Annotated in this window: 17 protein-coding genes; 8 read left to right on the forward strand and 9 right to left on the reverse strand. The window is 71.5% G+C overall.

The genetic code is table 11. The features are described 5' to 3' along the window. Positions 1 to 141 precede the first annotated feature (141 nt). From JT721_RS17020 to JT721_RS17040, 5 genes are all read right to left on the reverse strand, one after another. Complete coding sequence (locus JT721_RS17020) at positions 142 to 1,536, reverse strand: AAA family ATPase (protein ID WP_205474459.1); 1,395 nt, start codon at positions 1,534 to 1,536, stop codon at positions 142 to 144. Beyond that, positions 1,523 to 1,690 (reverse strand): hypothetical protein, encoded by a 168-nt coding sequence (locus tag JT721_RS17025; RefSeq protein WP_205474460.1) that lies wholly within the window; start codon positions 1,688 to 1,690, stop codon positions 1,523 to 1,525. Before JT721_RS17025 ends, JT721_RS17020 begins: the two co-directional genes overlap by 14 nt. 112 nt (positions 1,691 to 1,802) lie before the next feature. Then, complete coding sequence (locus JT721_RS17030) at positions 1,803 to 2,042, reverse strand: hypothetical protein (protein ID WP_205474461.1); 240 nt, start codon at positions 2,040 to 2,042, stop codon at positions 1,803 to 1,805. A 345-nt stretch (positions 2,043 to 2,387) separates the two neighbouring features. Further along, complete coding sequence (locus JT721_RS17035; protein ID WP_205474462.1) at positions 2,388 to 3,848, reverse strand: recombinase family protein; 1,461 nt, start codon at positions 3,846 to 3,848, stop codon at positions 2,388 to 2,390. Then, positions 3,845 to 4,609, reverse strand: a complete 765-nt coding sequence (locus JT721_RS17040; RefSeq protein ID WP_205474463.1) for a hypothetical protein — start codon at positions 4,607 to 4,609, stop codon at positions 3,845 to 3,847. Before JT721_RS17040 ends, JT721_RS17035 begins: the two co-directional genes overlap by 4 nt. Before the next feature lie 107 nt (positions 4,610 to 4,716). Here JT721_RS17040 and JT721_RS17045 point away from each other — a divergent pair, with 107 nt between their 5' ends. From JT721_RS17045 to JT721_RS17080, 8 genes are read left to right on the forward strand one after another with little or no spacing between them, the layout of a single operon-like run. Then, positions 4,717 to 5,640 carry a CpaF family protein gene (locus JT721_RS17045; RefSeq protein WP_374220893.1) on the forward strand — a complete coding sequence of 308 codons (924 nt, stop codon included), beginning with the start codon at positions 4,717 to 4,719 and terminating at the stop codon, positions 5,638 to 5,640. Then, positions 5,640 to 6,491, forward strand: a complete 852-nt coding sequence (locus JT721_RS17050; RefSeq protein ID WP_205474464.1) for a type II secretion system F family protein — start codon at positions 5,640 to 5,642, stop codon at positions 6,489 to 6,491. Before JT721_RS17045 ends, JT721_RS17050 begins: the two co-directional genes overlap by 1 nt. Beyond that, positions 6,488 to 7,426: a type II secretion system F family protein gene (locus JT721_RS17055; RefSeq protein ID WP_205474465.1), complete on the forward strand. Its 939-nt coding sequence runs from the start codon at positions 6,488 to 6,490 to the stop codon at positions 7,424 to 7,426. Before JT721_RS17050 ends, JT721_RS17055 begins: the two co-directional genes overlap by 4 nt. 38 nt (positions 7,427 to 7,464) lie before the next feature. Beyond that, entirely contained in the window at positions 7,465 to 7,659 is a 195-nt protein-coding gene (locus JT721_RS17060) for a hypothetical protein (RefSeq protein WP_205474466.1), read from the forward strand. After that, the gene (locus tag JT721_RS17065) at positions 7,656 to 8,057 is read left to right on the forward strand and encodes a TadE/TadG family type IV pilus assembly protein (RefSeq protein ID WP_205474467.1); all 402 of its coding nucleotides are present in this window, start codon (positions 7,656 to 7,658) and stop codon (positions 8,055 to 8,057) included. Before JT721_RS17060 ends, JT721_RS17065 begins: the two co-directional genes overlap by 4 nt. After that, complete coding sequence (locus JT721_RS17070) at positions 8,054 to 8,521, forward strand: hypothetical protein (protein ID WP_205474468.1); 468 nt, start codon at positions 8,054 to 8,056, stop codon at positions 8,519 to 8,521. Before JT721_RS17065 ends, JT721_RS17070 begins: the two co-directional genes overlap by 4 nt. Further along, entirely contained in the window at positions 8,508 to 8,963 is a 456-nt protein-coding gene (locus tag JT721_RS17075) for a pilus assembly protein TadG-related protein (protein ID WP_205474469.1), read from the forward strand. The genes JT721_RS17070 and JT721_RS17075 overlap by 14 nt, the downstream gene beginning before the upstream one ends. A 40-nt stretch (positions 8,964 to 9,003) precedes the next feature. After that, the gene (locus tag JT721_RS17080) at positions 9,004 to 9,141 is read left to right on the forward strand and encodes a hypothetical protein (RefSeq protein ID WP_205474470.1); all 138 of its coding nucleotides are present in this window, start codon (positions 9,004 to 9,006) and stop codon (positions 9,139 to 9,141) included. Between the two features lie 13 nt (positions 9,142 to 9,154). On the opposite strand, the gene JT721_RS17085 is transcribed toward JT721_RS17080, so the two are convergent. From JT721_RS17085 to JT721_RS17100, 4 genes are all read right to left on the reverse strand, one after another. After that, the gene (locus JT721_RS17085; protein WP_205474471.1) at positions 9,155 to 9,802 is read right to left on the reverse strand and encodes a hypothetical protein; all 648 of its coding nucleotides are present in this window, start codon (positions 9,800 to 9,802) and stop codon (positions 9,155 to 9,157) included. 421 nt (positions 9,803 to 10,223) lie between these two features. After that, positions 10,224 to 12,014: an FAD-binding dehydrogenase gene (locus tag JT721_RS17090; protein ID WP_205474472.1), complete on the reverse strand. Its 1,791-nt coding sequence runs from the start codon at positions 12,012 to 12,014 to the stop codon at positions 10,224 to 10,226. A 140-nt stretch (positions 12,015 to 12,154) separates the two neighbouring features. Then, positions 12,155 to 12,544 carry an SgcJ/EcaC family oxidoreductase gene (locus JT721_RS17095; RefSeq protein WP_205474473.1) on the reverse strand — a complete coding sequence of 130 codons (390 nt, stop codon included), beginning with the start codon at positions 12,542 to 12,544 and terminating at the stop codon, positions 12,155 to 12,157. 27 nt (positions 12,545 to 12,571) lie between these two features. Further along, on the reverse strand, positions 12,572 to 13,333 hold the full coding sequence (locus tag JT721_RS17100; RefSeq protein ID WP_240340969.1) for an HAD-IIA family hydrolase: 762 nt from the start codon (positions 13,331 to 13,333) through the stop codon (positions 12,572 to 12,574). Positions 13,334 to 13,379 lie beyond the last annotated feature (46 nt).

The raw sequence follows: 13,379 nt of genomic DNA on the forward strand, positions 1-13,379 counted from the left end.
CCCCCCCGCCCGCCGGCGCCCCCCCGCCCGGCGCGGGGGGGGCGGGGGACTCACCACCCCCGCCACCCCGGTTAGACAGGGGCCGGGGTGACCGGGTTGTCACCCCGGTTCACCCCGGTCACCCCGGTAGCCGTCGACCGGCTAGTTCTCGACGTTCTGAGGCTCCTCGCCGGACAGATAGTGAGTGTGCTTCTGTCCGACCTTCACCTGCGCGACGTCTCCCCGAGAAACGAGAGCCCGGATCGCCTGGCGCTTCGCCGCGTCGTCGCCGGTGACGCTGTCGCGAATCTCGTTCGTCCCGCAGCCCGGGTTGGCCGTGATGTACATCGTCACGTCGGCCTCAATCCGAGAGACGGTGGCCTGTTTGCGGCTGCCACCGTCCACGGTCAGGTGCCGGTTCTCCTCGTTGAAGTGAAGCCGGACCTCGCTCTGGTCGACGTCGCGGCCGAACGCCTGGAAGTAGCGCGGGCTGTTCGGGTCGTCGGCGTTCTCCTTCACGATCTTCCACTTCGCGTCGGGCCAGTCCTCTAGGCGGGAGTCGCCGCGCGACCGTTCGTTGCTGTGGCCCATGTGGTGGACCACGAGCAGTTCCGGAATGGCGCACGCCGTCACGAACTCGTCCAGCGCCTCCAGGAACCGGCCGGCATCCTTGTCTTCCGACAACCCGAGCGCATCGAGCGCCGGACGAAGGCAGTCGAAGATCGCCACGTCGGCCGGGCCGATGCGTTCAGCCCACTGCTTGCGGACCTCAGGGTCAAGGATGTTGAAGGACGACAGCCGACCCCGCAGCGTCACCACCTCCACCGCGTCGGTGTTGCGGATGCCCTGGTCGCGGAGCCAGCGGCGGATCTGGCTGGGGCTCATCTCGTTGTCGAGCAGGACGACGCGGGCCACAGGCTCCACGGCAAACCGGCCGACGAAGTCGTCGCCGTCGGCCAGGCTGCGGATCAGGTTGCCGGTGAGGGTCGTCTTGCCGGACTTGTTCTGCGCCGCGAGGACGATTCGGCCGTCCACCGGCCACAGCCCATCGACCCGGTAGCGGACGTCTTCGTCGGGCTCCTCCAGGAAGGCGGTGAGGCTCACGACGTCGGGCGGCTCCACCTTCGTCCCGTTCATCTGGTCGTAGAGACGGTCTGCGGCCTCCCGCTCCAGTCGCTCGTTGAGCCGGTTGAACGCACCGAGCCGCCTGCCGGACGCGATGCCGGGGAACAGTGACTCCAGTTGGCTCTCGGCCGACATCTCCGACCGGAGCCTGCGCAGGAGGCGGACCTGGTCGCCCTCCGGACGTGCGAGGGTCCATCTGGCAAGGTCGTCAGTGGACACGCCGCCGCGCTCGTCGATCAGGTCGTCGATGAACTCACAGTGGGCCTCTTCCGCGGCGCGCTTGTCCTCGTCCTCCTCGGCGCGCTCCTGGCTCCGCAGGTAGCGCTCGCCGTTCTCTTTGGCGCGAGCCAAGCGCGCCTCAACCGAATCGTCAGACTGGTCCATCGGTACGGCGGAGAACACCCGGCGAGCATCGTCGTCAGCGGCGCTCATTCGTCCGCTCCTCACTGGCGAAGTGCTCGGCCAGGGCCGCGAGCCGATCCCGCGCGTGCTTGTCGGCGTACTTGTCGTCGTGGGCGCGGCGGCGCTCGGCCTGCTTCGCCCGCTTGCGCTCGAAGCCGTTCATATTTTGTCGCTTGCCGCTCATCCCTGACCACCAGGCCGCAGGAGGTGCGCAACCTTCTCCTTCGCGTCTTCTGACAGCGGAGGAAACAGCGCCACAGCCTGAGCGACGGCCTGGTCAAGAGCCGTCGCGGCGGTCACTTGTGCTCCCCGGCCCGCTTGATCAGTCCGACCAGGTACTCGACCTGGGCGGGGTGAAGCGGTACGGGGTAGGCGTCGAAGGCCTGGCGGATCGCCTTGTCGATGCGGGCCGTGACCATCTTGCGGCGAGCGGCCTGCTCGGCCTCGGGCTCCGGGGGAGTGGAGCCACGGTAGAGAGCGGCGTACTGATTTCGAGCGGTGATGGGGTCGACCGGCTCGAACTGCGAGTCAGACATCGGAGTGCCTTATGAATCCACGGCCTACACCGCCCCTTCCGGGGGCAGTTGGTCCTCTAGGACCATCCGTCGCCCCTCCGCTGTGGACGACACACCCTCCGACGGACCCGGATCTTCCGGACGCCGGGCCTCACGCGTTCCGGGCGGGGCTTTATCCCACTCACCGGGTTACAACCGTTACGGCGCTGACCTTGGTGGAGCCAATCCTAACCGACAGGTGCAGGGTCACTCCCTTCCATTCTCCATCCTCGTAGCGAGGGTCGAAGCCAGGCCTCGGAGGGCCGAGCAGCCCACGGCCCGGTGGCCCGGCTCTAGGTTGCGAGTTCGGGTGGGAGAGGGGCTGTCTCAGGCTTTCTCGGGCGCGATCGTGACTGAGGCGGGGTCGTAGGCGCGCCCGTTGCCAGGGCCGACAGGGTGGATGGTGATGCGCATGCGGAGTAGCCGGATGATGCGCTTCCTGGTCTCAACGTCGGCAGCGGCCCACGCGTCGGCCACGCCCGCTCCCGCGAACTGCTGCAGGGAGTCGTCGGCGGGCTGGGCGGCGCGGAGCCGGTCGCGCTCGGTCTGCAACTGCGGGCGCACCTGCGCGGTGATTCGGGAGACCATGTCGTCTGTCCACTCGCCGGACGCGAACCGGTCGGCAGCGACAGCCAGCTTGGCCTCCAACTCAGCGATGCGAGTGCGAGCGGATTCCGCTGCGACGGGGTCGCCGCCGAGTAGCCGCACGCCGTCTCTCGCGAGGAGGCCGACCACCACGCGTGACACGTGGTCGTCCACGTCGGCCATGCGCCGCTGCACCTTCATGCACCCGGCACGGGGGCACTTGTACGCGTGCGGGTAGACGCGGGTCTTGCCGGACTGCAGTCGGTAAGTGAACTCGTTCGTCCCGACGACGTGCCCGCCGCACTCTCCGCAGTACGCCACCGACGTCAGCAGGTACTTGGGCGCGGTGCCACGGTTGTTTGACTTCCGCGCCGGATCGGTCAGGAGAGCCACCACGCGGTCGTGCGTCTCTGCGTCGACGATCGGCTCCCACTGGCCGCGGTAGAGCATGGGGGAGCCCTTGGGCTTGCCGTCCTTGCCGAGCGGCTGGTGTTTGCGCATGCCGTAGTTCCGGTCGCGCAACAGCACGCGGCGGAGCACCTGCGTTGCCCAGGGCTTGCCCGTGCTGGTCGGGATGCCGCGAGTGTTGAGGTCGTTCGCGATCTTCCACAGGCCCTCGCCGGCAAGCACTCGCTGCACGCACTCCCGCAATACAGCCGCCTCGGCCTCGTTGACAGTAAGGCGCTGGTCGACACCCTTGCCCTCGATGTTCCAGCCGAACGGACGCGGTCCGTTGTGACGGCCGGACTCCGCGAGTTCCTGCTGCTTCCGGCGAGCGAGTTCAGCCGTGCGCTCGGCCTCGCCCGCGTCGACGCTTCCCAGGACGCGGGCGTTGAGCCGGCCAGCTGCTGTCGCGAGGTCGAGCCAGCCCGCCGCAACAGTGAGAAAGCGGGTCCCGGCCTGCTCGTGCAGTTCGATGAGGTCTTCCTGCTCCCGCACCTTCCGAGTCAGCCGGGAGGTGGAGTAGGCGATCACGACGTCGAGACGACCGGCCTCCGCGTCGTCCAGCATGCGCAGGTAGCCGGGCCTCGGGGTGCGGCTGTTAGTGGAGGCAGAGATGTCGTTGTCGGAGTAGACCTCAACCACCTGCATGCCCTCCCGCTCGGCGAGCGCCCGGCAGTCCTTCTCCTGCCGGGCGACGCCGAGTTCCCGCCCCTCCGAGTCGTTGGAGATGCGGGTGTAGATAGCGGCACGCAGACTCACGCCGAGGCCTTCCGGGCAGCCGCGCCAGCCTTCAGCGCCTCGGGACGGATCGCCCGGTCCATGTCCTTCGCGAACGGGACGACCGGAGCCTTCTTGGCGCCGGTGACCTCGCGGACGACCGCACCCAGGTAGCCCGCCAGGAACGACCGGTTCTGGTTGAACTTCTCCATGTCCGTCGCCTCCTTGCGGTCGAGCGTCTTCTGCCACGCCTTCAGTGCGGCGAGGGCCTGCGTCTCAGTCTCGCTCAGGGAAGCGCTGAGACCAGCCGCGCCCGGCCCGGCGATATGGGTCTGCCGGAGCATGGTCGACACATTCACGGTCCAGGCATCGACCCCGTCCGTGCCCGTCGCGATCATCTTGGCGGCGGGGGCGAACACGGTGTTGTAGTTGCCGCGCCAGTCCCGCACCGCGTCCGCCACCTTCTCCGGCTGCTCCACCGGCTCGGCGGGCGAGTCAGCGGCGGCGGGCTCCTCGGCCCTCGAAGCGGCCTCGACGGGCTGCCCGGGGGCGCGCTCGCTGATGGGGGTGGTCGTGCCGCAGGCCGGGCAGTAGTCGGCGTCGTACGCCGGGTGCTCCGGGCAGGGCTCCGGCTCGGTGCAGCATTCGCACGCGCCGCAGTGATCGCCGTTGTCGCAGCCGCCGCAGGTCAGGTCGGCCAGCAGCGCCTCCAGGTCCCCGATCGTCTTGCGCCTAAGAGCAGGCTCCGCGAGGTCGGTGCCGGTTGCAAGGATGCAGGTGATCAGGTCGGACTTCTTACTCATGTCGGTTCCTTCGGTACGTGGGCCGAAGGTGGCGCTACCTCTAGCGTACCTGTGACCCGTCCCGCGTCTTCGTCGCCCGCAACGGCCGCCACGAGCTCACCAACCTCGTGCTCACCACGGCCCAGGTCGCCGAGCTTGTCGAGCGGATGCTGAAGTCCAGCGGACGCCGGCTCGACCTCAGCACGCCGTTCGTCGACGCGATGCTCCCCGAGGGCCACCGGCTGCACGTGGTGCTCGAGGGCATCAGCCGCGGCTTCAGCGCGGTCAACATCCGCAAGTTCGTGCTCCGTGCTGCGCGGCTGCCCGATCTCGTCGAGCTGGGCTCGATCAGCCAGCGGGCGGCGGCGTTCCTCGATGCCTCCGTGCGAGCGGGCCTGAACATCCTGGTCGCCGGCGGCACCCAAGCGGGCAAGACGACCATGTTGAACTGCCTGGCCGCGGCGATCCCCGGCGGGGAGCGGGTGGTGAGCGCGGAGGAGGTCTTCGAGCTGCGCTTCCCCCACCCCGACTGGGTGCCGCTGCAGACCCGGCAGGCCGGGCTCGAGGGCACCGGCGGCATCCGGCTGCGCGACCTGGTGAAGGAGAGCCTGCGAATGCGGCCGAGCCGGCTGATAGTCGGCGAGGTGCGCTCGGAGGAGTGCCTCGACCTGCTGCTCGCCCTCAACGCGGGCCTGCCGGGCATGTGCACCATCCACGCCAACAGCGCCCGCGAGGCCCTGGTGAAGGTATGCACGCTGCCGCTGCTCGCCGGCGAGAACATCTCCGCCCGCTTCGTGGTGCCGACGGTCGCGGCGTCGGTCGACCTGGTGCTCCACCTGGGGCTCGACGAGCACGGCGTACGCCGGGTCAACGAGATCGTGGCGGTGCCGGGCCGGGTGGAGAACGACGTGATCGAGACCGAGCCGATCTTCGTCCGCCACGGCGGCGAGCTGCGGCGCACCGGCGGCCTGCCGCCCCGGCTGGAGCAGTACGAGCGGCTCGGCATCGACGTCCACGGCATCCTGTCGGGCGCACCGCTCCGGAGCGCGTGATGGGCGCGCTCGTCGGCCTCGGCGTCGGGATCGGGCTGCTGCTCGTCTGGTCGGCGTTCACCCTGCCGGTCGAGCGCCCCGCGGCTCCCCGCGACGGCTGGGTCCGACGGCTGCTCGCCCACGCCGGCCTGGCCGAGGTCTCGGCGACCGGTTTCGTCCTGCTGTGCGCGGGATGCGGGGTCGGTGCGGCGTTCGTGATCCAGGCGGTCTCTGGCACGCCGCCGGTGGCGCTCGCGTTCGGCGCGATGGGCGCCTGGACGCCGGTAGCCGTGGTCTCCGCACGGGCACGCCGCCGCCAGCGCGAGCTCGCCGAGGTCTGGCCCGACGCCGTCGATAACCTCGCGAGCGCCGTGCGCGCCGGCATGTCGCTGCCCGACGCCCTGGCCGCGCTCGGCGTGCGCGGGCCCGAGGCGCTGCGGCCGGCGTTCGCGGCGTTCGCCCTCGACTACCAGGTCACCGGCCGATTCACCGACTGCCTCGACCGGCTCAAGGCCACCCTGGCCGACCCCGTGGGCGACCGCGTGGTCGAGGGACTGCGGGTCGCGCGGGAGGTCGGTGGCGGCGAGCTCGGACGGCTGCTGCGCAACCTGTCGGGCTACCTGCGCGACGACGCCCGCACCCGCAGCGAGCTGGAGTCCCGCCAGGCGTGGACCGTCAACGGCGCCCGCTTGGCGGTGGCGTCGCCGTGGCTGGTGCTGCTGTTCATGTCCTTCCAGTCCGAGGTGATCCGCCGCTACGCCTCGCCCGGCGGCGTGCTCGTCCTCGCCGTCGGCGCGGGTCTGTGCCTGGTCGCCTACCGGATGATGATGCGGATCGGGAGGCTCCCCACCGAACGCCGGATCCTGTCGTGACGCCGGCGCTGTGGGGCGCGTTCCTCGGGCTCACCGCGGGCGCCGGCGTGCTGCTGGTGGCGAGCCGGGTGCAGGCGATGCGCAAGCCGCGCCTCGCCGACCGGGTGCTTCCCTACCTGCGCGACGTCACGCCGCTCGGTGCCTCGCCGGTCGCCGCGTCGCCGCGCGCTCCGACGAACGCCGCGGCCGGGGTGTTCGGGCCGTTGCTCTCGTCGGCCGCCGAGACGGTCGAGCGGGTTCTCGGCGGGGCGGCCTCGGTGCGCCGCCGGCTCCTGCGCGCCAACCTCGACCGCACCGTCCACGAGTTTCGCATCGAGCAGGTGGTCTGGGGGCTGTGCGGCTTCGGCGTCACCGCGGCCTACTCGCTGGTGAAGGCGCTCACCGACCCCGGTGGGGTGCTGCCCGCGGTGTTGCTGTGTGCCGTCGGGTTCGTCCTCGGGGTGCTGGCCCGCGACTCCCACCTGACCAGCCAGGTCAAGCTGCGCGAACGCCGCATCCTCGCCGAGTTTCCCACCGTCGCCGAGCTGCTCGCCCTCGCGGTCGCCGCCGGCGAGAGCCCGGTGGCGGCGCTCGACCGCGTCGTACGACGCAGCGGCGGCGAGCTCTCCGCCGACCTCGCCCGAGTGCTCGCCGAGGTCCGCACCGGCGAGCCGGTCGCCTCGGCGTTCGACCGGATGGCCGCCGCCTCCGGACTGCCGCTGGTCGCCCGGTTCGCCCAGGGCATCGCGGTGGCCGTCGAGCGCGGCACCCCGCTCGCCGACGTGCTGCACGCCCAGGCCGCCGACGTCCGCGAGGCCGGGCGCCGCGAGCTCATCGAGTCCGCGGCACGTCGCGAGGTCTTCATGATGGTGCCGGTGGTGTTCCTCGTGCTGCCGGTGACCGTCCTGTTCGCGTTCTGGCCCGGCGTCGTCGGGCTCTCCCTGACCACGCCCTAGCCACGAACTGCTCCACCACCTCTCGGAAAGGCACCACCATGGAACACCGCCTCACCCTCCTGGTCCGGCTGCACACCGACCTCGCCGGGCCACGCGAGCGCGACGACCGCGGCGACGTGCCGGGGTGGGTGCTCGTGACCGTGATGACCGCCGGACTGGTGATGGTGATCTGGGGCGTCGCCGAGGACCAGCTCCGCTCGATGCTGACCTCGGCGCTCAACCGGGTGCGGTGACCCCACCGCGCGGCCGGCGCCGCGACCGGGCCGGGCGCGGCGCGGCGGTCGTTGACTTCGTGCTGGTCCTGGTCGTCCTGGTGCCGGTCTTCCTCGGCATCCTCCAGGTCGGGCTCGTGCTCTTCGTGCGCAACACCCTCGCCTCCGCCGCCTCCGAGGGCGCCCGGGTCGCCGCCACCGCCGACCGCGGTCCGGCCGACGGCGAGGCCGTCGTACGCCGGCAGCTGGCCGGCGTGGTCTCGGGCCGGTTCGCGCGCGACGTGACCGTCCGCGAGGCCAGCGTCGGCGGGGCACCGGGCATCGTGGTCACGATCCGGGCCACGGTGCCGGCCCTCGGGCTCGGCGGTCCCGGGGTCTCGGTCGAGGTCTCCGGCCACGCGGTCGAGGAGGACCCGTGACCCGCGTCCGCCGCCGTCAGGCTCGCGACGACCGGGGCAGCGCGCTGGTCGAACTGGTCTGGCTCGGCGTGCTGCTGCTGGTGCCGATGCTGTGGATCGTGATCAGCGTCTTCGAGGTGCAGAGCGGTGCGTTCGGGGTCTCCGGGGCCGCCCGGGCCGCGGGCCGCGCGTTCGCCCTCGCCCCCGACGACGCCACAGGCCGAGCCCGCGCCGAGGCGGCGGCCCGCCAGGTGCTCGACGACCACGGGCTGAAGGACGCGCCCCTCGACGTCACCGTCACCTGCCGCCCGTTCCCCCGCGACTGCCACGCCGGCACCTCGGTCGTCACCGTGCGGATCGCCTCGCGGGTCGACCTGCCGCTGCTCCCCGACGTCCTCGGCGGCGGCGCCCCCAGCTTCTCGCTCGACGCCTCGCACACCCTGCCCATCGGCCAGTACCAGGAGGTGCCGCGTGCCGCGCCGTGACAGCCGTGAACGCACGGATCGGGGTCAGGCCACCGTGCTCATCGTCGGGCTCGCCGGCTTCCTCGCCATGACCGTCGCCCTGGTCGTCGACGCCTCCGCCGCCTACCTCCAGCGCCAGGCCCTCGACACCCTCGCCGACGCTGCGGCCCTCCACGGCGCCGACGCCGGCGCCACCGGCCGCGACGTCTACGAGGGCGGCGTGCCCGACGAGCGCCTCGAGCTCACCGCTGCCCGCGCCCGCGCCGCCGTCGCCGACTACCTGCGCACCACCGGCGCCCACGCGACGTACCCCGGCCTCAGCCACACCGTCACCCTCGGCGACGACGACCGGATCCGGGTGCGCATCACCGCACCCCTCGACCTGCCGCTGACCATCCCCGGCTCCCCCGAGCGCGCCACCATCGGCGCCACCGGCTCGGCCGTGGTCGGCGTCGACCCCTGAGCCGCTCGCCGAGGCCCGGCGGCGCGGCTAGGGTCGAGCGATGGAGCGTCCGACCTGGCTGGTGGTGCTCGTCCTCGTGATCGTCGTGCTCGCGCTGGCAGCCGTCTTCCTCCTGGGAAACTCCGTGGAGACCGTGCCGGCCGAGGGCTCGTGGCGCGCCACCGATGTCGCCGCCTGACGGCACGAAACCCTCAGGGGCGCCGGAACAGACGAGAGTGACTGGACGGCAACGAGACCCGTGACAGGGTCGACCCAACCCAGCGACAGGAACCCCGCGGCACGGGGCAGGCCTTCAAGACCCGACGCCGACCGGCCCTCGTCTCGACGAGCACCAGCCGCTTCGACCCCCACCCGAGGAACCGGTGCTCCTGACGCGGCTTCGGCACGGGGACCCTGCCCACGACACGACCGTCCGCCATCCGCCGGATGGTTCCGCCGGCGCCAAGCACCAGACGCCCGTCCGGCGACATGACGACAGGGCTGAAACGTGCCCGCCACCGCGGTTGGCCGGGACTGCGCAGGGCCGTGGGACCGACCCGGCCGGGCTCCCGCCCGGTGCCCACGAAGATGGTGTCGTGCTGCTTGGCCACCATCGCAGTGGGCCGGGTGACGACACGGGTGACGTGGGTCGTCCCCTCCCACAGTCGCCGGGTGCCGGCCGGTCCCCCGACGTAGACGATGCCTGCACCTGCCTCCAGCAGTTCGCCCGGGAGGTCGTCGAAGCGTCCGTCGAGCAGCACCTGCCCCTGCAGGTCGACCACCCGCACCAAGGCGGTACCGTCGCTGGCCCTCGAGAACGAGGTGATGCGCCGCCCGTCGTCCGACAGCGCCTCGGTCACGCTCGGACTGGTCAGGTCGCGGACACCGACGGTCCTGACCTCGCCCGTCGGCCGAATCGCGAGGAAGCTCCCACCAGCTGCCACCACCCAGTTGCGTGAAGCGGTTCCGAGAAGCACCGGTGACCGACCGACAGTGCTGGGCAGCCTGAACACCCGGCCACCTACGACGTGAATGTCGCGCCCAATCAGACTGACCGCTCTCGGGACTTGCCCCCCACGCTCCGTCAGCGAGGGCGACGGAACCGGGGCAGCGGTTGCAGCCGGAGTGGCCATCAGGACCCCGGCGATGGTTGTGGACACCGTCAGGAGGATCGAGGTGTGGCTGAGGCGGTCTGTCGGCATACCTCGTGTGATGCTCGAACTCGCCCACCGGTTCTCGCGCGGCGGCCCTGCACCAAGCAGTGCGTCGACCCCTGACGGATCAGGCTCTCCCGATCGCCCGCCCGGCCTCGCGACCGGAGAAGATGCAGCCGCCGAGGAACGTGCCCTCGAGCGAGCCCTGGCCGTGCACGCCGCCACCGCCGAAGCCGGCGACCTCGCCGGCGGCCCAGAGGCCCGGCACCGGCTCGCCGTTCGCGCCCATCACCTGACCGGCGAGGTTGGTCTGCAGGCCGCCGAGGGACTTGCGGGTCAGGATGTTGAGGCGGATGGCGATGAGCGGTCCGTGCTGCTCGTCGAGCAGGCGGTGCGGGTTGGCGGTGCGGACGATGGAGTCGCCGAGGTTCTGGGAGAAGTTCCGGATCCCCTGGATCTGCACGTCCTTGGTGAACGAGTTGGCGATCTCGCGGTCGCGCGCCTCGATCTGCTCGCGCAGCCGCTGGGCGTCGATGCGCTGCGAGCCGACGAGGTCGTTCATGCCCCGTGCGAGGTCCTCGACGGTGTCGGCCACGACGAAGTCCTCGCCGTTGTCGAGGAACGCCTTGACCTCGGCCTGGATGCCGTTGATCTGGCGCTCGGCGAGGAAGGCGACCATGTTCTTGTTGGTGAGGTGGCGGTTCTGCTCCGACCCGGAGAGCACGAACTCCTTCTCGATGATCTTCTGGTTGAGCACGAACCACGAGTAGTCGAAGCCCGACTGGCGGATCATCCGCAGCTGGGCCAGCGAGTCGTAGCCCGGGATGCCGGGCGTCGGGAACCGGTTGCCGTTGCCGTCGAACCAGAACGACGACGGGCCCGGGATGATCCGGATGCCGTGCTCGGGCCAGATCGGGCTCCAGTTGCGCATGCCCTCGACGTAGTGCCACATCCGGTCGGCGTTGACCACCCGGCCGCCGGCCTGCTCGGTGATCGCGATCATCCGGCCGTCGACGTGCGCGGGCACGCCGGTGACCATGTGCTCCGGCGCGGTGCCGAGGCGGTCGGGCCAGTTCTGGCGCACCAGGTCCTGGTTGCCGCCGATGCCTCCGGAGGTCACGAGCACGTGCTCTGCGCGGAGCTCGAAGTCGCCGACGACCTCGCGCGAGGTCTTCACGCCGCGCGGCGCCGTGGTGGGCACCAGCCGCTTGCCCTGCACGCCGACCACCCGGCCGCCCTCGACGACCAGCCCGTCGACGCGGTGGCGGAACCGGAAGCCGATCCGTCCCGCGGCGTGGTGCTGGCGCACCCGCTTCTCGAACGGCTCGACCACGCCGGGGCCGGTGCCGAGGGTGAGGTGGAAACGCGGCACCGAGTTGCCCGGGCCGTGGGCGAGCTGGCCGCCGCGCTCGGCCCAGCCCACCAGCGGCACCCAACGCATGCCGAGCGACTGCAGCCAGTGGCGCTTCTCGTGGTGGGCGAACTCGAGGTACGCCTCGGCCCACTTCGCCGCCCAGTAGTCCTCGCCGAGCGGGCTGGTGACCCCGCGGCTGAACTGCGCGGTGCCGTACCAGTCCTGCCGGGCCAGCTCGATGCTGTCCTTGATCAGGTTGAGCCGCTGCTCGACGCTGTCGACGAAGAACAGCCCGCCCAGCGACCAGAACGCCTGCCCGCCCAGCGACTGCTCCCCCTCCTGGTCGAGGAGCAGCACCTTCTTGCCCATGGCCGCGATCTCGTTGGCGGCGACCAGGCCGGCGAGGCCGTGGCCGACCACGATCACGTCGGCCGTCGTACCGCTGTCGCGCCAGTCGGCCGACGTCACCGCCGCTGCCGCGGTGGAGAGGAACCCGGGAACGGCGACTCCCGCCGCGCCGAGCGCTGCCGCCTGGTTGGCCGTACGACGAGTGAGCTGGGGCATGCCCGGTCAACGAGCGACTGTGACGGCGGTTACTCCGGGGTAGCCGGGGCGCGGTAGTCCGTGACGTTTCGGCCCTCGGCGGACCACGGAGGACCCAAACGTCACGGACTACCGCAGCAGGAGGACCCGAACGTCACGGACTACCGGGGCGGGATCGGCGTGAAGGTCCGCCCCGCCACCCACCAGCCGTCGTCCTCGCGCACCAGGGTCCAGGTGACGACCATGGAGGGTGCGGTGGAGGCGGCGGAGACGGCCTCGGTGGTGACCACGGCGACGTCGGGGCGCAGCATCTGCAGGTCGACGACGGGGAAGCGAGCACCGGGCGGGGTGCCGCCGGAGGCGAAGACGTCGACGTGGGCCTGCCGGACGGCGGCGCGGCCGACGACCCGCACCCCGGCTCCGGTGACGAACCGGGCGTCGGGGGCGACCCGGGCGATCACCCGGTCTGGGTCGCGGGCGTCGAGGGCGGCGGCGAGGTCGTCGATGACCGCGGTGACGGCGGCGAGCTCGGAAGAGGCGGTGAGGGTCATGCCTGCCAGTGGACTACCTCGAGCGCACTAGAGGTCAAGGGTCGCGGCGTCGACCATCGGCACCACGTCGGCGATCGAGTCGACCACCAGCGACGGCCGGTAGGGGAACGTCTCCACCGCGTCCGGCGGCGTCGACCCGGTGGTCACCAGGATCGTGCGCAGCCCGGCCTCGAGGCCGCTGATGATGTCGGTGTCCATCCGGTCGCCGATCATCACCGTGGTCTCGGAGTGGGCGTCGATCCGGTTCAGCGCGCTGCGCATCATCAGCGGGTTCGGCTTGCCGATGAAGTACGGCGCGCGCCCGGTCGCGGTCTGGATCAGCGCCGCCACCGACCCGGTGGCGGGCAGCTTGCCGGCCTGGCTCGGGCCGCTCGGGTCAGGGTTGGTCGCGATGAACCGGGCGCCGGAGTCGATCAGCCGGATCGCGCGGGTGATCGCCTCGAACGAGTAGGTGCGGGTCTCGCCGAGCACCACGTAGTCGGGGTCGCGGTCGGTCATCACGTAGCCCACGTCGTGCAGCGCTGTGGTCAGCCCGGCCTCCCCCACGACGTACGCGGAGCCGCCGGGCCGCTGGTCGGTGAGGAACTGCGCGGTCGCCAGGGCGGAGGTCCAGATCGACTCCTCCGGCACGTCGATACCGCTGCCGAGCAGCCGCACCCGCAGGTCGCGCGGGGTGAAGATCGAGTTGTTGGTGAGCACGAGGAACGGCCGCCCGGAGTCCTTGAGCCGGCGGACGAACTCCTGCCCGCCGGGGATCGGGATCTCCTCGTGGACGAGCACGCCGTCCATGTCGGTCAGCCAGGACTCGATCGCGCGCGGTTCGGTGGCACGGGGT

It is taken from the genome of Nocardioides sp. SYSU D00038 (assembly GCF_016924665.1).
GTDB lineage: Bacteria > Actinomycetota > Actinomycetes > Propionibacteriales > Nocardioidaceae > Nocardioides.

Coding starts and splice junctions, on each gene's coding strand:
- JT721_RS17040 (WP_205474463.1), bottom strand. CDS start 4,609: ATGAGTAAGAAGTCCGACCTGATCACCTGCATCCTTGCAACCGGCACC.
- JT721_RS17095 (WP_205474473.1), bottom strand. CDS start 12,544: ATGACCCTCACCGCCTCTTCCGAGCTCGCCGCCGTCACCGCGGTCATC.
- JT721_RS17030 (WP_205474461.1), bottom strand. CDS start 2,042: ATGTCTGACTCGCAGTTCGAGCCGGTCGACCCCATCACCGCTCGAAAT.
- JT721_RS17100 (WP_240340969.1), bottom strand. CDS start 13,333: ATGGACGGCGTGCTCGTCCACGAGGAGATCCCGATCCCCGGCGGGCAG.
- JT721_RS17080 (WP_205474470.1), top strand. CDS start 9,004: ATGGAGCGTCCGACCTGGCTGGTGGTGCTCGTCCTCGTGATCGTCGTG.
- JT721_RS17050 (WP_205474464.1), top strand. CDS start 5,640: ATGGGCGCGCTCGTCGGCCTCGGCGTCGGGATCGGGCTGCTGCTCGTC.
- JT721_RS17025 (WP_205474460.1), bottom strand. CDS start 1,690: ATGAGCGGCAAGCGACAAAATATGAACGGCTTCGAGCGCAAGCGGGCG.
- JT721_RS17090 (WP_205474472.1), bottom strand. CDS start 12,014: ATGCCCCAGCTCACTCGTCGTACGGCCAACCAGGCGGCAGCGCTCGGC.
- JT721_RS17060 (WP_205474466.1), top strand. CDS start 7,465: ATGGAACACCGCCTCACCCTCCTGGTCCGGCTGCACACCGACCTCGCC.
- JT721_RS17020 (WP_205474459.1), bottom strand. CDS start 1,536: ATGAGCGCCGCTGACGACGATGCTCGCCGGGTGTTCTCCGCCGTACCG.